We start from the raw sequence: 17,362 nt of genomic DNA on the forward strand, positions 1-17,362 counted from the left end.
CCGGGATCGGGTGGGGCGTGATCCACGGCCTCGGAAAGGGAGAGGCGCATGGCGGAAGCGGGGGATAACCCGGGTCGGGTGCGGGTCGCGATCGTCGGCGCCAGTGGCTACACTGGCGCCGAGTTGGTTCGACTCCTTGTCAACCACCCGCACGTCGACATCACGGCGATGACCGCCGACCGCAAGGCCGGGCAGAGTTTCGGCGAGGTCTTTCCACATCTGGCCGGCGTCGCGCGCGGGCGCGGGCTGCCCGACCTGCAACCGGTCGATGCCGTCGATTGGGAGACGGTCGACGTTGCCTTCTTCGGCCTGCCGCACGGGGCGGCGCAGCCGCTGGCGGCGGCGATGCCGGGGCGGGTGAAGATGATTGATCTGTCCCCGGATTTCCGCTTCGCCGACCCTGCCGTCTACGCCGCGACCTATGGTCAGCCGCATGCGGCGCCGCAGGTTCAAAAGGAGGCGGTCTATGGCCTGAGCGAGATCGCCCGCGAGCAGATCGCCGGCGCCCGTCTTGTCGCCTGCCCGGGCTGCTATCCGACGTCGGCGCTGCTGCCGCTCGTGCCGATCGTCCAAGCCGGACTGATCGACGCCGGCGACATCGTCATCGATGCTAAATCCGGGGTCAGCGGCGCCGGCCGCGCCGCCAAGGAAGGCTCGCTGTTCGCCGAGGTCTCGGAAGGCATCCAGGCCTACGGCGTTGCCGCGCACCGGCACGCGCCGGAGATCGAGCAATTGGTCGCGCGTGCCGCTGGGCATCCGGTGATGCTGAATTTCACGCCGCATCTGATGCCGATGAACCGGGGAATCCTCGCGAGCATCTATCTGCGTCTGGTCGGCATGGCGACGGTCGACGATGTGCGCGCGCTGCTCGAACAGCGTTACCGCAACGAAGCATTCGTTCGCGTCGTAGACAAGGGGGTCTCTCCGGCGACCCGCCACGTCCGCGGCTCGAACTTCAACCTGATCGGCGTCTTCGCCGACCGGGTGCCCGGCCGTATCATCGTCCTGTCGGTTATTGATAATCTCGTCAAGGGCGCTTCGGGACAGGCGGTTCAGAACATGAATCTCGTCTGCGGCTTCGACGAGACCGCGGGTCTTACTCAGCAGCCGTTGTTTCCCTGACCGCGCCAGGCCCACTACTCCCTCCGGAGCGGGTGGCCGGACGCAGCGGAAGCCGGTCCGGAGCGTTCCCCGCGACCGGCTTCCGCCACGCCTTTCGGCCGATTACTGCACAAGGTTGAACAAAGGACCTTTAACCGCGAAGTTGCTGGTGTTCAGGACCTGAATGCCAGCATTGTGCTCGCCGTTGAAGGGAGTGACGATGTTCGGGCAGCCGGCAGCAGCGGCATCCGCCGGGCTGTTGAACCACATGCCGAGGTGGAAGGTGTGCACCGGTTCGGTTGCGGGGTTGGTCGACGCATCTTCCCCGTCCACCACCGGCGCGGCGGTGCTGCCGGGCGCGACGATGAAGGTCTCGCGGCTGAAGCGACCGACGAAGACGCCAACGGCGCGGCCCTGCGAGTCGCTCTCCATGTCACCTTGATACCAGGAAAGACCGAAGGGCGCGTTCGCCTGCTGGATGATGAAGAAGTCGAAGCCGACGTTCTTCGGCAGACCGGTGGCGGCTACGGTCATGGTTTCGACTTCGCCAAGCGTGCTGATGGTCACCCGCGCCTTGGCGTTCGGCAGGCACGAGGCGACACCGGCCGAGCGGACCATGTTGAAGATGGCGATTGGGTTCGGGACCGCGGCCGAAGCCGGAGCTGCAGCGGCGATGCCGCCCAGGACGAACGCGCCGGCCAGCAGCCGGCGGGCGAAGGCAGAAGTGCGATTGGTGTGTTCCATGTCTTTGCTCCCCATCGTGTCGGCGCCGGATGTGGCACCGGTTGGCGAGGGGTAGAAGACACTTTTTTTGTAACCGACAGATGTCTTAAAACGATGTTTGTCGTTTCAGATTTTTCCGGATAAAGTGTTTAATTGAACTCATAATTATTACAGCATATATTTTTAATATTTATTATTTGTCACAATTCGTATGCTTATTATTTTTGACGATGTAAATATGTTTACAAACTTCACCTGAAATTATTGAAACAAACGACTCGGGCCGGTGACGTCTTGCCAGTTTTTCTGGGTGAGCCAGAACGAAGCGCATGAAGGCCATGGTCTTATATCGGTGCTGAAATGTGCCAGGGGGGCCGGGTTCCAGGCGCCTCAAGCGAGTAGCTGTTCAGCCTCATCGACCCTGCTTACCGCACGGCTCGCCCGATCGCGGCCGGTCTTGAGCGCGAATGTGATCTGGAATACAGATGAGCCGGTGCCACGGGCGTAAGGCGTCGGTATTGTCGGTGCTGAACGCGCGCTGGGGGATATGGGCCAAAAAAAACCGCGATTTAAAGCTGTGCTCTCGCCGAATGCGCATGCGGACCGTGCGCATGAAGTACAGCCGCGCGCGGGCGAAGGCGCGAAACAGGGAAGGTCTTTTGCGGGCGGCGGAACGCCCTGACTCAGGGCATCGCGGGCCCGTGTGGGGACAAATGCGAAAAACAGTAGGGAGAGCATCTCATGGCCAGCATCACCCGCGTCAGCACCGATGCTGACGGTCTAGAAGCGAACGATCGCAGCCTTACCCCGTCGATCTCCGCCGATGGGCACTACGTCGCTTTCGCCAGCATCGCCGGCAATCTCGTCCCGGGCGACGGAGCCGGCACATGGGACATTTTCGTTAAGGATACGCAAACCGGCTCGACGATCGCGGTCAGCACCGATGCGAATGGCGTGCTCGGCAATAACCAGAGCTACGCGCCGTCGATTTCGGCTGACGGCCGCTACGTCTCGTTCGCCAGCTATGCCGACAATCTCGTCGCCAGCGATGTCAACCACGAATTGGATATTTTCATCAAGGACCTGCACACAGGAACGATCAGTCTGGTCAACACTGCGGCGGACGGTACGCAGGCGAATTCATACGGGATTCTCTCGTCGATTTCGGCGGACGGGACGTTCGTGGCGTTCGAGAGCCTTGCCTCGAACCTCGTCGCTGGAGATACGAACGGCGTGTACGATGTGTTCGTAAAGAATGTGGAGACGGGTGAAATCACCCTGGTCAGCACTGCCAGTGACGGAACCCTGGGACGGGCAGCGAGCAAGAATCCATCGCTTTCGGCCGACGGACGGTATGTCGCCTTTTCCAGCGATGCCAATAATCTCGTCGCGCATGACACCAACGGCCGCACCGACGTGTTCGTCAAGGATCTGCAGACCGGGGAGGTCACGCTGGTCAGCGCCGCGGCTGATGGCACGCTCGGCAACAGCTTCAGCACCGACGCTTCAATCTCCGCCGACGGGCGATATGTCGCCTTTTCCAGCAATGCCTCCAACCTCGTCGCCGGTGATACCAATGGCACGTACGACGTGTTCGTGAAGGATCTGGCAACTGGAAACATCGTCCGTGCCAGCATCGCCCCCGACGGTAGCGAAGGAACGTTTGCCGCCCTCTTCCCTTCGATCTCGGCGGACGGTCATTACGTCGCCTTCGAAAGTTCTTCGAACACGCTCGTCGCCGGCGATGTCAACGGCGTCTCCGATATCTTCGTCAAGAATCTGCTGACCGGCACCATCTTCTATGCCGATACGACCGCCGACGGCAGCACCGGTGACAGCACCGGCACCAGCGCCGCGATGGCGGCCGACGGTCATCATGTTGCGTTCGAAAGCTGGGCGAGCGACCTCGTCAGCGATGACGCGAACAGTCGCCAGGACGTGTTCGTCGCCGACGTCGCCGGCACCTTCGTCCGCTCGCTGATCGGCAGCGAATGGAATGACACCCTCCAAGGCACACGTTTCGGCGAGACAATCCGCGGCCTTGGCGGTGACGATCTCCTGCTGGGCAACGACGGTATCGATTCGCTCAATGGCGGCGATGGTCGGGACCGCCTGTTCGCCGGCGCCGGTGCCGATTTGCTCGACGGCCATTTTGGCAACGACCGCCTGCATGGCGGCAACGGCAACGACCGCCTCATCGGCGATGCGGGGAACGATACCCTGATCGGTGGTCTCGGCCAGGACACGCTGACCGGCGGCCTTGGGCGTGACTGTTTCGTCTTTCGTCCCGGCAATTCCGTGTTCGATCACGGTGACGTCGTCACCGACTTCACCACCGGCCAGGACCGGTTGGATTTGCGCGCCGTCGGCGTCGACACCTTTATTGGAACGGCCGGATTCATCGCCGGTGACGGGGTCATCGAGGTGCGAGTGGGCGCACGCGGCGAACTGCAGGCCGATCTCAATGACGACGGCGCGTTCGATGCGGGAGATTTGCAGATCTTGGGGATCAACAATGTCCACGTCGTCGATATCCTGCTTGCCTGAGACCGGCGGCCGCTAGACGTCGAGGGTATCGGCGACGAACCGCGCGTGCTCGGAAATCAGCGCGAAACGAAGCTCCGGCCGTCGGCCCATCAAGGTCTCGATGCGTTCGGCGACGACGGAGCGCTCGGCGGACGCTTCGGCCGACGGAAGAACGATGCGTAGCAGTGTTCGTGATGCTGGCGCCATGGTCGTTGTCTTGAGCTGGGCGGCGGGCATCTCGCCCAGCCCTTTGAAACGGCTGATGTCGACGTCGCCGCGGCCGACGAACTCGCTGGCGAGAAGTTGTGCCTTATGGGCATCGTCGCGCGCATAAAGCGTCTTCGCGCCGCGAGACAGGCGGTACAGCGGCGGTGCCGCGAGAAACAGGTGCCCATGCTCGATCAGCTTGGGCATCTCACGGAAGAAAAAGGTGATTAACAGCGAGGCGATGTGGGCGCCGTCGACGTCGGCATCGGTCATGATGACGATCTTCTCGTAGCGTAGCGCCGCTTCGGCGTAGGCCGTGCCCGAACCGCAGCCGAGCGCCTCGATCAGATCGCGCAGTTCCTGGTTGGCGCGCAGCTTTTCCGCCGAGGCGCTGGCGACGTTGAGTATCTTGCCGCGCAAGGGCAACACTGCCTGGGTTTCCCGCTCGCGCGCCTGCTTGGCCGAGCCGCCGGCGGAATCGCCTTCGACTAGAAACAGCTCCGTTCCCTGGGCGCTTTCTCGGGCGCAGTCGGTGAGCTTGCCTGGCAGGCGAAGCCGGCGAGTCGCCGACTGCCGCTTGACCGATTTGTCCTGCCGGCGTTGGAGGCGTTGCTGCGCCCGGTCGAGGACATGTGCCAGGAGCGTGTCGGAAACGGCGGGGGTGGCCGAAAGCCAGTGATCGACGTGGTCGCGAACCGGCACTTCGATCAGGCGGGTGGCGTCGGCGTTGACGAGCTTCTCTTTTGTCTGGCCCTGGAACTGCGGCTCGCGCAGGAACAGGGACAGCATCACGCAGGCACCGGCAATGACGTCGTCCGCAATCAGTTTCTCGACGTCGCGGTTCTTCACCCGCTCTCCGTAAGCCCTGATCGCCTTGGTCAGAGCCGAGCGGAATCCGGCCTCGTGGGTTCCGCCCTGTGGGGTCGGCACGGTGTTGCAGTAGGAGGTAAAGAAGCCGTCCTCGTCGGTGGGCCAGGTGACCGCCCATTCGATACGTCCGCGATCGCCAGCCAGCGTGGCTTCGCCGGTAAACGCCTCGGGCGTGACCGTCTCGCGATCACCGAGGGCCGAGCGCAGATAGTCGGCGATGCCGTCCGGGAAGTGTAAAACCGCCTCGTCCGGAACGTCCTCACCGGCGCTAAGCTGCGAAGCGGCGCACGACCAGCGGATTTCCATGCCGCGGAAAAGATAAGCCTTCGAGCGGGCCATGCGGTAGAGCACGGCGGGCTCGAAGCGGGCAGCACTGCCGAAGATGAGCGGATCGGCGCGAAAGGTGATGCTCGTTCCCCGGCGATTCTGGACCGTGCCGGCATTGTTCAACGGTGATGTCGGCACGCCGCGGGCGTAGGACTGCGTCCACAGCATGCGATCGCGCGCCACCTCGATAGTTAGGGACTCGGCCAGCGCGTTGACGACGGAGAGGCCGACGCCATGCAGCCCGCCGGAGGTCGCGTACGCGCTGCCCCCGAACTTGCCGCCTGAATGCAGGGTCGTCAGGATGACCTCAAGTGCCGAGCGATCGGGGAATTTCGGATGCGGATCGACGGGAATGCCACGGCCGTTGTCGCGCACGTTTACCCTGCCGTCCTCGGTCAGCCGCAGCTCGATGCGGCTGGCATGTCCGGCGACGGCTTCATCGACGGCATTATCGAGCAGTTCGGCGACGAGATGGTGGAGCGCCCGCTCGTCGGTCCCGCCAATATACATTGCCGGGCGTCGCCGCACCGGCTCCAGCCCTTCGAGGACCTCGATATCCTTGGCGGTGTAGGCACTCGGCTCCTGCGCGGCGCGAGCGAAAAGATCATCGCCGCTGTTCGTCACCGGCGCAGAGCGGCTCGTTCGCTTCGTCGCGGGATTGTTCACAATCGCGGCTCCAGCTTTGGGAACGGGTAACGGCAAAACGCCGGTTCCGGCCTGGGGCCACAGCTCCAAGCCGATCCCATCATGATGTGGCGCCGATTTGCCCGACGCCAACATATGGCAAGCTTCGGCTAAACGGAACAGTTTGCGAACGCGCGTGCCGGCATCTGGCGCCGACTTACATAATACAAATATCAATTGTAGTTTAAATAGAAACTACAAACGCCTATGTATTTTCCGTCGGAGCGGACAGGCATCCGGCCGACAATGGATCGATGCGCCAGGCCCTGCGTGCCGGCGGATCGGCAACAGGGCACACACATGCAATATTTTCCGCTGTTTCTGAGTCTCCGTGACCGCCGGGTTCTGGTGGTCGGCGGGGGGGGGGCCGCTGAGCGCAAGGCCGCTATGCTTGCCGACGCCGGCGCCCTGGTCACCTTCCTCGTATCGCCGCATTCGCCGGTGGCGAACGGGCACGGACGGGTTATCGAGCGGACGTTCGTCGATGCGGACATCGCAGGGGCGGCGCTGGTCGTCGTCGATTGCGGCGATCCGGCGCTCGCTGCTCGAATCTCGGCGGCAGCGCAGGTGGCGGGCGTGCCGGTGAACGTCGTCGACCAGCCGGAGCTGTGCACCTTTGTCTGGCCGGCGATCATCGATCGCGATCCGATCACGGTTGCCGTGACCAGTGCGGGCGCGTCCCCGGTCCTCGCCCGCAGCGTGCGCGCGCGCATCGAGGCCCTGCTGCCGGCAAATCTCGGACGCTTGGCCCGCTTTGCCGACAACTTTCGGGGCGCGGTCAAGGCGACGCGGCGCACCGGCGGGCAACGCCGGCGGTTCTGGGAGCGCTTTTTCAGCGGTCCGGTGGCGGCGGCGGTTCTATCGGGCGCGGACAGCGCGGCGCGCGAGCGCATGCTGGCCCTGATCAACCGTCCCGACGACGTCGCGGGAGAGGTCGGCAGCGTCGCTCTCGTCGGCGCCGGGCCGGGCGATCCGGACCTCCTGACGTTAAAGGCGTTGCGCGCCCTGCAGGAAGCCGACGTGATCGTTCACGATCGCCTCATCGGCCCGCGCATCCTCGATTATGGACGGCGCGACGCCGAGCGGATCGATGTCGGTAAGGCGCCGGGGTGTCAGGCGATGCCGCAGGACGCGATCAACGCGCTGCTGGCCTCGCTTGCCGGCAGCGGCCGACGCGTCGTCCGTCTCAAAGGCGGCGATCCGTTCATCTTCGCTCGCGGCGGCGAGGAGCGGGACCATTTAACGCGCCTCGGCATTTCCGTCGAGGTGATCCCGGGCGTCACTGCGGCTGTCGCGGCGGCGGCGACGACCGGCATTCCGCTGACCCATCGCGACGATGCCCAGGCGGTCACGCTAATGACGGCGCAGGGTCGGCATGGCGAGCCTGATCACGACTGGCAGGACCTCGCCCGCAATCGTCATACGCTAGCGGTTTACATGGGCGCGGCCAAAGCCGGTGCGCTGGCGCGGCGCCTGGTCGCTGCGGGGCGCGATCCGCAGACCCCGGCGGCGGCGATCGCGGAGGTCAGCGGCGAGGGACAGCGCGTGGCCGTCGGAGCGCTGAGTGAATTGGCGCGCCTCGTGCGGCAAGTCGAGCCTGGCCCGGTGATGATTCTTATCGGCGAGGTGGTTCGCCACGCCGATGCGCATACCCGATCGGCGATGGCGCAGGCCGCGGCGCGTTGATCCCGCCTGACGCGGCGGGTTGATTTTGGGAGAGGTCCTGATGAGCAAGGCAGCGGGCGCGACGGCAGCGAAGCCGGCGCCACGGGCGAGACAAGAAGCGTCCGATATCTCGGCCGCGCGCAGCGCGCGTGGCGGCAACCTGAAGGCCGTGACCGCCAACCGCCTCGGCGATGGCATCGTGGTCTATCTCGCCGAGGGCGGAACGTGGTCGGAGCGACTCGTTGACGCCGTGGCGAGCGAAAGCAAGGATGTGGCGGCCGGGCTGCTTGCCGTCGCCGAGGGCGATGCGGCGCGGTGCCGCGTCGTGGCTCCCTACTTGATCGATGTCGTCCGCAGCGAGGGCGGCGCGCTGTTGCCGACGACCTATCGCGAGCGCATCCGTGCGGCTGGCCCATCGACGCATCCAGGTCTCGGCAAACAGGCCGATCCCGGCAACCAGGCAACAGAAGGCTGACGTCCATGTACCGGTACGACGAGTTCGATCATACCTTCGTCGCCGAGCGGGTGGCGGAGTTCCGTGGCCAGGTGGCGCGCCGGCTCTCGGGTGAGCTGAGCGAGGAAGAATTTCGGCCGTTGCGGCTGATGAATGGCCTTTATTTGCAGCTTCACGCCTACATGCTGCGCGTCGCCGTGCCCTATGGCACGCTGTCGTCGCGACAGATGCGCATGCTTGCCCACATCGCCCGAGCCTACGATAAGGGCTACGGGCATTTTACCACCCGCCAGAACATCCAGTACAACTGGCCGAAGCTTGAGGACACGCCCGACATTCTCGCCGACCTCGCGTCGGTCGAGATGCACGCGATCCAGACCAGCGGCAACTGCATCCGTAACGTCACCGCTGATCAGTATGCCGGCGCCGCCGCCGACGAGATCGAAGACCCGCGTCCGTGGTGCGAGATCATCCGCCAGTGGTCGAGCCTGCATCCCGAATTCTCGTTCCTGCCGCGCAAGTTCAAAGTGGCGGTGACTGGCGCGCCCGCCGACCGGGCGGCCGTCGCTGTGCACGACATCGGCCTGCGCATCGTCCGCGATGCTGGCGGCGAGATTGGCTTTGAAGTGCTCGTCGGTGGCGGCCAGGGGCGCACGCCGATGATCGGTAAGGTGATCCGACCATTCCTCGCCAAGGCCCACCTGCTCTCCTACCTGGAGGCGATTCTGCGCGTTTATAACGGGTACGGTCGGCGGGACAACATGTTCAAGGCGCGCATCAAGATCCTCGTCCATGAGGTTGGAATCGAGGAGTTCCGTCGCCGTGTCGAAGACGAGTGGACGCACATAAAAGGCTCGCCGGTCGAACTGCCCGAAGGCGAGGGCGCGCGTATCATGGCCTATTTTGCGCCGCCGTCGTTCAAGCCGTTGTCCGCGACTTCGTCCGGCTTCGAGCAGAAAAGGCGCGACGATGTGGCGTTCGCCCGCTGGTCGCGAGTGAATCTCGTCGCCCATAAGCAGCCGGGCTATGCCATCGTCAATCTTTCGCTCAAGCCCGAAGGCGGGGTGCCGGGCGATGCGACGGCAGAGCAGATGGAGGCGATCGCCGATCTCGCCGACCGCTACAGTTTCGGCGAGGTGCGGGTCACCCATGAGCAGAATCTGACGTTCACTCACGTCGAGCAGGGCGACCTCTATGCGTTGTGGCAGGCGCTGATGCCGCTCGGTCTCGCCACGCCCAACATCGGGACGGTGACCGATATCATCGCCTGTCCCGGCCTCGATTACTGCGCGCTCGCCAACGCCCGCGCCATACCGATCGCCCAGCAGATCTCCCGGCGCTTCGGCGATCTCGATCGCGTCCACGACGTGGGCGAGCTTAAAATCAAGATTTCCGGGTGCATCAACGCCTGCGGCCACCACCACGTCGGCCACATCGGTATTCTCGGCGTCGATAAGAAGGGCGAGGAATTTTACCAGATCACCCTCGGCGGCGATGCCACCGAGACGACCGCGATCGGCGCGCTGGTCGGCCCGGCCTTCGCCTACGACGAGGTGGTGAATGCGGTCGAGAATCTCGTGGAAACCTACGTCGGCCTGCGCGAAAACGGCGAACGCTTCCTTGATACCTATCGCCGCGTCGGCCTCACTCCGTTCAAGGAGAAGCTTTATGCCGCTCATTAAGGATGGCCGGTCCGTCCCCGATCCGTGGATCGCGCTGGGCGACGGCGACGCCGTGCCGGCGAGCGGTCCGGTGATCGTCTCGCTTGCCCGTTTTCATGCCGACAGCGGTGCCCTGCGCGATCGCGCCGACCCGCTGGGGGTGCGCATGACGTCGGCTGAGCACGCGCACGAAATCGGCGAGCACGCCACGTCGCTCGCCGTCATTGCCCTTGAATTTCCGGCATTCAAGGACGGGCGGGCCTATTCGACCGCTCGCCTCTTGCGCGAGCGCTACGGTTTTGCCGGTGAGCTGCGCGCTGTCGGCAATGTTTTGCGCGATCAATTCCTGTTCATGCAGCGCTGCGGCTTCGATGCTTTCGAAGTCGCTGACGAACGCGCCGTCGCGGCATGGACGGAGGCAACCCAGGCTTTCAGCGTGTTCTATCAACCCGCGAGCGACGCCCGCTTATCCGCGTCGCGCCTGCGTAGCCAGGAAAGGGGCGGCCGATGACGCCACATGGGCTGCCTCCCGCGGCTGAGGCGACGCATCCGGAGGCCTGGACGAAGGCGCGGCTCGCTGCCGGGCACGCCCGCGCCGAGGACCTGGTGCGACGCTATCACGATGCTGATACGCGCGCGCTGCTTACCGGGATGCTCGAGGGCGAGTTCGCCGGGCGCATCGCTCTGGTCTCGTCGTTCGGCGCCGAGGCGGCGGTGCTGCTGCATCTGGTGGCGACGATCGCTCCGTCGACACCGGTGATCTTTTTGAATACCGGCAAACTGTTCGGTGAGACGCTGCGGTATTGCCAGCGCCTGACGAACCTGCTCGGCCTGACCGACGTGCGAGGGGTCAAACCCGACGAGGACAAGATCGCGGCCTTCGATCCGGATGGCGTGTTGTGGTACGGCAATCCCGATATGTGCTGCTACCTGCGCAAAGTGGAACCGCTCGATCATGCGCTCAAGGGCTTCGATGCCTGGATCACTGGCCGCAAGGGCTTTCACGGCGGCAAGCGGGCCAATCTGCCGCGCATCGAGGTTAATCTGGACGACGGTCGGATCAAGATCAACCCGCTCGCCGACTGGAGCAAGGATGACCTGGAGGCATATTTCGCCCGCCATGACCTGCCGCGCCACGAGCTTGAAGAGCAGGGCTTCTTATCGATCGGCTGCATGACCTCCAACGACCGGGTTGCTCCAGGTCACGACGTGCCCGCCGGCCGCTGGCGAGGACGCGACAAGACGGAATGCGGGATTCACCTGCCGATGAGTGGCAAGTGGCAAATGAACGGCATTGACTGACGCACAAGACAATGCGCGCCGCTTAACTATTTCTCAGGCTTCGTTGCGTAGTGTTCGATGGCACCGCCGGCAAGCACTTGTCGGCGGTGCTCTGCGATCACCACGAGGCTTGAGGCGAGCATGGCCGACGTCGCCCCCAACATTGATGACCGTCTGGACTTCCTCGTACTCGACCCGGCCACGCGAGAGCGTCTGCGCCGATTGCAAGCGGACATTGCCAAGGCGTTGCCGGACGTTGCCGACGCGTTTTACGACCATCTGCGCAAGCGTCCGGCGCTCGCGGCGATGCTCAAGGACGATGCCAACATCGCGCGGCTGAAGGGTGCGCAGCAGACGCACTGGGACAACCTCTTTTCCGGCCGTTTCGATAGCGATTATGTGCGCCGTGCCGATGCCGTCGGGCAGGCGCATGAGCGGATCGGCCTCGAGCCGCGCTGGTACATCGGTGGCTATTGCTTCATTCTTGAGCGTCTGGTTGGCCATATTCTCGGTCGCAAGGCCAAGGCAAGTGGACAGCTCGACGATATCTGCGCGGTGATGCGCGCGGCGTTCCTCGACATGGACCTGGCGATTTCGACCTACCTGAAGCAGGGTGAGGCGAACAAGCTGAAATCGGAATTGCTCGGCCTGTCGGACCTTCTCGACCGCGAAGTCGAAGACTCCGTGGGGCTGATCGCCGCCCAGGCCGATCAGATGAGCGAAAGCGCGCAAGAACTGTGCAGCATCGCTGAGAAAATGCATTACGCGGCGTCGTCCGTCGGCTCTTCGGTTTCCACCACGCTCGACAACGTCGGTGCGGCGAGCAGCGATTCGAGTCGTCTCGAAGAGGGCTGCCGGCAGATTTCTCAGGATGCCGGGGAAGCGTCCCATCTGACGGTCGGCGCGGTGACCCAGGCGGAGTCGGCAAGCCGGACCGTGAGCGGTCTCTCGCAGGCGACGGCGCGCATCAGCGAGGTTGTCTCGCTGGTCGAGGCGATCGCGTCGCAGACCCGGCTGCTGGCCCTGAATGCGACGATTGAGGCCGCTCGTGCCGGCGAGGCGGGCAAAGGCTTTGCCGTCGTTGCCGCCGAAGTGAAGAACCTCGCGCGGCAGACCGAAGAGGCGATCGGTACGATCAGGGGGCAGGCGGAGGAAATCCAGCGCACCACCGTCGAGACGGCGGCGATGGTCGACGAGGTGACGAACACGATCCGTGCGGTCCATGCCGCCGCCGACCGGGTGACGACGGCGACGGGTGAGCAGCAGGTGGCGGCCACGGGCATCGCCGGGAGCGTCTCTGCGGCGGCGTCGCACACGCAACGGGTTGTCGACCAGGTGAACGACCTGTTCGTCGAGGCGCAGAGAACGAGCGGTACGTCACAGACGGTCGGCCGCTTGTCTGAGCAGGTAAGCGGCAGCATCCACGATCTGCAACGGCGGTTGACGACGATCTTGCGCTCGTCCGGCGTTGGTAATCGGCGACGCGAGCGACGCGAGCCGGTCGCCATCCGTTACCGGCTCGGCGTTGGCGGCAAGGTCATCGAAGGATTTACCGCCGATCTGACGTGCTCCGGCGCCGCCCTGGTTTCGACGGTCGCGGTGGATGCAGGCGTCGTCGGTGGTCTGCATCTCGAGGGTATCGGCAGCGTTACGGCGAAAGTCGGCGGATATAGCGGTTACGATCTGCATATCCAGTTCGTCAAGGTGGGCGACGCCGAGCGCGCCAAAATTGTCGAGGTGATCGATACCAGCAAGCGCGCCGATGAGGGATATGTCGCCCAGGCGCAAAAGATGGCCAAGCAGATCGGTCAGACGTTCGAGCAGGCGGTTCGCACGGGGACGATCGCGCCCTCGGCATTCTTTTCCGGTCGATACGATCCGATCGCCAACAGCGACCCGCAACAGTTCATGTCTGAATTTACCGAACTGACCGATCGGCTTTTGCCGCCGCTCATCGAAGCGCCCTTGTCAGACAAGCGGGTCATCTTTTGTTGCGCGGTCGATCGCAACGGTTACCTGCCGACCCATAATCAGAAGTATTCGCATCCGCAACGTCCCGGCGAACGCGACTGGAATACCGCGAATTGCCGCAATCGGCGAATCTTCGATGATCGCACTGGATTGCTGGCGGCGCGCAACACCCAGCCGTTCCTGATCCAGGCCTATCCGCGGGAAATGGGTAACGGCCAGATCATCGTGCTGAAGGAATACGACTCGCCGATCATGATCGGAGGCCGACAGTGGGGCAACGTCCGTCTCGCCGTCGTTCCCTGACGGGTCCGCTGTCGTCGGAGCAAGGCAAGACAGTCAGACGATAGAGAGCGATCGAGGACCTCCGTTTGGGAGCGAAGGTCCTCGCCCGAGTTATCGCGCGACCGTAATCGCGTGGCGCCTTAGGACGAATAGTACATCTGGAATTCGACCGGGTGCGGCGTGTGCTCGAAGTTGTAGACCTCTTCCCACTTCAGCTCGATGTAGCTGTCGATCAGGTCGTCGGTGAAGACGTCGCCTTTCTTCAGGAAGTCGCGGTTCGCGTCGAGGTTGGTCAGTGCCTCACGCAGGCTGCCACACACCGTCGGTACCGCGGCAAGCTCGTCCGGCGGCAGGTCGTAGAGGTTCTTGTCGATGGCGTCGCCCGGGTGGATCTTGTTCTGCACGCCGTCGAGACCGGCCATCACCATTGCCGAGAAGGCGAGGTAGGGATTGCAGGTCGGATCGGGGAAACGGATCTCGACGCGCTTGCCCTTCGGGTTCGAGGTGAACGGAATGCGGCAGGACGCCGAACGATTGCGCGCGGAATAGGCCAGCAGCACCGGCGCTTCGAAGCCTGGGATCAGCCGCTTGTAGCTGTTGGTCGACGGATTGGTGAAGGCGTTCAGCGCCTTGGCATGCTTGATGATGCCGCCAATGTAGTAGAGGGCGAAATCGGAGAGGTCGGCGTAGCCCGATCCGGCGAACAGCGGCTTGCCGTCCTTCCAGATCGACTGGTGGGTGTGCATGCCCGAGCCATTGTCGCCGGTCACTGGCTTCGGCATGAACGTCGCCGTCTTGCCATAGGTCTGGGCGACCATGTGGGTGCAATACTTGTAGATCTGGATGTTGTCGGCGGCGGTCACGAGGGTCGAGAAAACGAGGCCGAGTTCGTGCTGGCTGGGCGCCACTTCGTGGTGGTGCTTATCCATGACGAGGCCCATCTCCTGCATCGTCGAGACCATCTCAGCGCGCAGATCCATGCAGGAATCGACCGGGGGAACCGGGAAATAGCCGCCCTTGATCGGCGGACGGTGGCCGGCGTTGCCCTCGGGCAGGATGCGGCCGGTGACGTACGGTCCTTCGTCCGAGCTGAATTCATAAAAGCAGGAATTCATCTTCACGTCGTAGCGGACGTCGTCGAAGACGAAGAATTCGGCTTCCGGTCCGACATAGACGGTATCACCGAAGCCGCCGGAGACGACGTACGCCTCGGCCTTCTTGGCGATCGAACGCGGGTCCCGGATGTAGGGCTCGCCAGTGGATGGCTCGACGACGTCGCAGAACAAAATCAGCGCCGATTGGGCGGCGAACGGGTCCATCACGGCGCTTGTCGCGTCGGGGATCAGAGACATGTCGGATTCGTTGATCGCCTTCCAGCCGGCGATCGATGATCCGTCGAACATGATGCCGTCGGTGAAGGAGTCTTCATCGACGAAGTCGCTGGTCATCGTCAGGTGTTGCCACTTGCCGCGCGGATCGGTGAAACGCAGGTCGATGTACTTGACCTCGTTCGCCTTGACCAGCTGCAGCACGTCGGCCGGCGTCTTACAGTTGAGAGCCATGATTCTTTTCCTCTGATCCCTCTGCGTTGCAAACGTTTATGTGTGAGAGGCGTGCCCGCACGCCCCCGGCGTCAAGCGCCATGCCGGGCGACAGGCTTATATCGCTTCAATGCCCCGCTCGCCAGTACGCACGCGAATGGCATCTTCGACGGTGGTAATGAAGATCTTTCCGTCACCGATGCGTCCGGTGCGGGCTGCCTGCTGAATCGCCTCGACGGCCTGTTCGACGAGGTTATCTTCGACAACCAATTCAATTTTTACCTTCGGCAGAAAATCAACCACGTATTCGGCGCCCCGGTAGAGTTCGGTATGTCCCTTTTGACGGCCAAATCCCTTTGCCTCAAGCACGGTGATACCTTGCAACCCGAGCTCGTGGAGCGCTTCTTTGACGTCGTCAAGCTTGAAGGGCTTGATGATCGCTTCGATCTTCTTCATCAGATACTGCCTCTCCGCTTCGGCTGATCCGAGCCGGCCGGATCGTTCGCACGCCGGATGACTGCTGTCTACGCTGAGATTGCTCAGGCATTCGAGTGCGGCACGAAGCATGCTTCGTGCCAAGTAGCGCAATCATCGATTTCGACCGTGGGACCGCCGGCTTATTCTACATCCGCTCCCCATCCTGCCCGAGTGCCGGGCAGTAAGTCGCCTACAAAACGCGCAGTTGCACGGATGATAAACCTTCGGACTGCGCGTGGCTTGACGTTTCGATGCGGTTGACACGCGGGGCGCGAATGGTGCCTGCTGCCACAGCCGCATTATGCCACGGCCGGTCGTACCACCAATCGCTTGAAAGCCCACGCTGCAATGAAACCGCTCAATCCCGTTCTTGCCCGCTTTGGCACGACGATCTTTACGGTGATGAGCGCGCTTGCCGCCGAATGCGGGGCGATCAACCTTGGCCAGGGATTTCCGGACGAGGAGGGGCCGCAAGCGCTGCGCCGCTGCGCCGCCGATGCGATCCTCGACGGTTCCAATCAATACCCACCGATGCGCGGGATCGCCGACCTGCGCAGGGCGGTGGCGGAGCACGACCGGCGATTCTACGGTCTCGAACTCGACTGGCAGAGCGAGGTTTTGATCACCTCGGGTGCCACCGAGGCGCTCGCCGACAGCTTCTTTGGCCTGATCGAGCCGGGTGACGAAACGGTGGTGGTCGAGCCGCTTTACGATTCATACCTGCCGATCATCGAGCAGGCCGGCGGAATCGTCCGTCTCGTTCGCCTCGAGCCGCCGGAATGGGCGCTGCCACGCGAAGCTTTGGCCGCTGCTTTCGGTCCCCGCACCAAGCTCCTGGTGCTCAATTCGCCGCTCAACCCCGCCGGCAAGGTATTCGAGCGCGACGAACTGGCATTCATCGCCGGACTCATCGCGGCGCACGACGCCTATGCGGTCTGTGACGAGGTTTATGAGCACCTCATCTTTGACGGCGGCGCGCACGTTCCGCTGATCACGCTCGCGGGCATGCGGGAGCGATGCCTGCGCGTCGGCTCCGCCGGCAAAACCTTTTCCGCGACCGGATGGAAGGTTGGCTACGTTGTCGGCGCGCCGGCGCTGATCGACGCCGCGGCGCGCGCGCACCAGTTCATCACCTTCACCACACCGCCGAACCTGCAGACGGCCGTCGCCGCCGGTCTCAGGCTCGACGACGGCTACTTTCATGCATTGTCTCGCGACCAACAGGGCAAGCGAGACCGCCTCGCCGCCGGTCTCGCCGCCGCCGGCTTCGATGTGCTGGCGAGCGCGGGAAGCTATTTTCTCATCGCCGACTTTCGCCGCCTCGGTTTTTCCGGCGACGATGTTGCCTTCTGCCGCTATTTAACCCGCGAGGCTGGCGTCGCTGCGATTCCGGTCAGCGCGTTTTACCGCGATGCCGAGTCTTCCAAGGCCGGCGCTCATAGCGAAATCCCACATGGCTTCGTGCGGTTTTGCTTCTGCAAGAGCGATGAGGTTCTAAATGAGGCGATCGATCGTCTCACACGCCATTTCAGCCGGGGGCGCGCTGTCGCAATTGGATGAAGGCGTTGTAGTGCTGCGCAACCAATTCCGCG

Annotated in this window: 13 protein-coding genes; 9 read left to right on the forward strand and 4 right to left on the reverse strand. The window is 63.5% G+C overall.

What is annotated here, in order from left to right:
- Positions 1 to 48: 48 nt before the first annotated feature.
- A complete protein-coding gene (locus IPK66_08840) occupies positions 49 to 1,122 on the forward strand; it encodes an N-acetyl-gamma-glutamyl-phosphate reductase (GenBank protein ID MBK8175342.1) in 1,074 nt (357 codons plus the stop codon).
- A gap of 102 nt (positions 1,123 to 1,224) precedes the next feature.
- On the opposite strand, the gene IPK66_08845 is transcribed toward IPK66_08840, so the two are convergent.
- On the reverse strand, positions 1,225 to 1,719 hold the full coding sequence (locus IPK66_08845) for a hypothetical protein (GenBank protein ID MBK8175343.1): 495 nt from the start codon (positions 1,717 to 1,719) through the stop codon (positions 1,225 to 1,227).
- Between the two features lie 846 nt (positions 1,720 to 2,565).
- On the opposite strand from IPK66_08845, the gene IPK66_08850 reads away from it, so the two are divergent.
- Positions 2,566 to 4,371: a PD40 domain-containing protein gene (locus IPK66_08850; GenBank protein MBK8175344.1), complete on the forward strand. Its 1,806-nt coding sequence runs from the start codon at positions 2,566 to 2,568 to the stop codon at positions 4,369 to 4,371.
- Positions 4,372 to 4,383: 12 nt separating this feature from the next.
- Here the strand turns inward: IPK66_08850 and IPK66_08855 are convergent, their stop codons facing one another.
- Positions 4,384 to 6,534: a type IIA DNA topoisomerase subunit B gene (locus tag IPK66_08855; GenBank protein MBK8175345.1), complete on the reverse strand. Its 2,151-nt coding sequence runs from the start codon at positions 6,532 to 6,534 to the stop codon at positions 4,384 to 4,386.
- A gap of 204 nt (positions 6,535 to 6,738) precedes the next feature.
- Here IPK66_08855 and cobA point away from each other — a divergent pair, with 204 nt between their 5' ends.
- The 6 genes from cobA to IPK66_08885 all read left to right on the forward strand — a co-directional run bounded on the left by cobA (position 6,739) and on the right by IPK66_08885 (position 13,773).
- Complete coding sequence (gene cobA / locus IPK66_08860) at positions 6,739 to 8,124, forward strand: uroporphyrinogen-III C-methyltransferase (protein MBK8175346.1); 1,386 nt, start codon at positions 6,739 to 6,741, stop codon at positions 8,122 to 8,124.
- Between the two features lie 40 nt (positions 8,125 to 8,164).
- Positions 8,165 to 8,578 (forward strand): DUF2849 domain-containing protein, encoded by a 414-nt coding sequence (locus IPK66_08865; protein ID MBK8175347.1) that lies wholly within the window; start codon positions 8,165 to 8,167, stop codon positions 8,576 to 8,578.
- A gap of 5 nt (positions 8,579 to 8,583) precedes the next feature.
- Positions 8,584 to 10,239, forward strand: coding sequence for a nitrite/sulfite reductase (locus IPK66_08870; protein ID MBK8175348.1), 1,656 nt, complete (start codon positions 8,584 to 8,586; stop codon positions 10,237 to 10,239).
- Positions 10,226 to 10,729, forward strand: a complete 504-nt coding sequence (locus IPK66_08875) for a DUF934 domain-containing protein (GenBank protein ID MBK8175349.1) — start codon at positions 10,226 to 10,228, stop codon at positions 10,727 to 10,729. The genes IPK66_08870 and IPK66_08875 overlap by 14 nt, the downstream gene beginning before the upstream one ends.
- Positions 10,726 to 11,520, forward strand: coding sequence for a phosphoadenylyl-sulfate reductase (locus IPK66_08880; protein MBK8175350.1), 795 nt, complete (start codon positions 10,726 to 10,728; stop codon positions 11,518 to 11,520). Before IPK66_08875 ends, IPK66_08880 begins: the two co-directional genes overlap by 4 nt.
- A 120-nt stretch (positions 11,521 to 11,640) precedes the next feature.
- On the forward strand, positions 11,641 to 13,773 hold the full coding sequence (locus IPK66_08885; GenBank protein ID MBK8175351.1) for a chemotaxis protein: 2,133 nt from the start codon (positions 11,641 to 11,643) through the stop codon (positions 13,771 to 13,773).
- A gap of 119 nt (positions 13,774 to 13,892) precedes the next feature.
- Here the strand turns inward: IPK66_08885 and glnA are convergent, their stop codons facing one another.
- On the reverse strand, positions 13,893 to 15,314 hold the full coding sequence (gene glnA / locus IPK66_08890; protein MBK8175352.1) for a type I glutamate--ammonia ligase: 1,422 nt from the start codon (positions 15,312 to 15,314) through the stop codon (positions 13,893 to 13,895).
- 96 nt (positions 15,315 to 15,410) lie between these two features.
- Positions 15,411 to 15,749, reverse strand: a complete 339-nt coding sequence (locus IPK66_08895) for a P-II family nitrogen regulator (GenBank protein MBK8175353.1) — start codon at positions 15,747 to 15,749, stop codon at positions 15,411 to 15,413.
- 369 nt (positions 15,750 to 16,118) lie between these two features.
- On the opposite strand from IPK66_08895, the gene IPK66_08900 reads away from it, so the two are divergent.
- Entirely contained in the window at positions 16,119 to 17,330 is a 1,212-nt protein-coding gene (locus IPK66_08900; protein ID MBK8175354.1) for an aminotransferase, read from the forward strand.
- The last annotated feature ends 32 nt before the right edge of the window (positions 17,331 to 17,362 follow it).

This window comes from Rhodospirillales bacterium (assembly GCA_016712595.1).
Classification (GTDB): domain Bacteria; phylum Pseudomonadota; class Alphaproteobacteria; order Rhodospirillales; family Defluviicoccaceae; genus Defluviicoccus.

Bases quoted from the DNA above. Each gene is read 5' to 3' on its own strand.
- IPK66_08875 (MBK8175349.1), top strand. From the start codon at position 10,226: ATGCCGCTCATTAAGGATGGCCGGTCCGTCCCCGATCCGTGGATCGCG.
- IPK66_08885 (MBK8175351.1), top strand. From the start codon at position 11,641: ATGGCCGACGTCGCCCCCAACATTGATGACCGTCTGGACTTCCTCGTA.
- cobA (MBK8175346.1), top strand. From the start codon at position 6,739: ATGCAATATTTTCCGCTGTTTCTGAGTCTCCGTGACCGCCGGGTTCTG.
- IPK66_08850 (MBK8175344.1), top strand. From the start codon at position 2,566: ATGGCCAGCATCACCCGCGTCAGCACCGATGCTGACGGTCTAGAAGCG.
- IPK66_08870 (MBK8175348.1), top strand. From the start codon at position 8,584: ATGTACCGGTACGACGAGTTCGATCATACCTTCGTCGCCGAGCGGGTG.
- IPK66_08900 (MBK8175354.1), top strand. From the start codon at position 16,119: ATGAAACCGCTCAATCCCGTTCTTGCCCGCTTTGGCACGACGATCTTT.
- IPK66_08895 (MBK8175353.1), bottom strand. From the start codon at position 15,749: ATGAAGAAGATCGAAGCGATCATCAAGCCCTTCAAGCTTGACGACGTC.
- glnA (MBK8175352.1), bottom strand. From the start codon at position 15,314: ATGGCTCTCAACTGTAAGACGCCGGCCGACGTGCTGCAGCTGGTCAAG.
- IPK66_08880 (MBK8175350.1), top strand. From the start codon at position 10,726: ATGACGCCACATGGGCTGCCTCCCGCGGCTGAGGCGACGCATCCGGAG.
- IPK66_08845 (MBK8175343.1), bottom strand. From the start codon at position 1,719: ATGGTCCGCTCGGCCGGTGTCGCCTCGTGCCTGCCGAACGCCAAGGCG.
- IPK66_08840 (MBK8175342.1), top strand. From the start codon at position 49: ATGGCGGAAGCGGGGGATAACCCGGGTCGGGTGCGGGTCGCGATCGTC.
- IPK66_08865 (MBK8175347.1), top strand. From the start codon at position 8,165: ATGAGCAAGGCAGCGGGCGCGACGGCAGCGAAGCCGGCGCCACGGGCG.
- IPK66_08855 (MBK8175345.1), bottom strand. From the start codon at position 6,534: ATGTTGGCGTCGGGCAAATCGGCGCCACATCATGATGGGATCGGCTTG.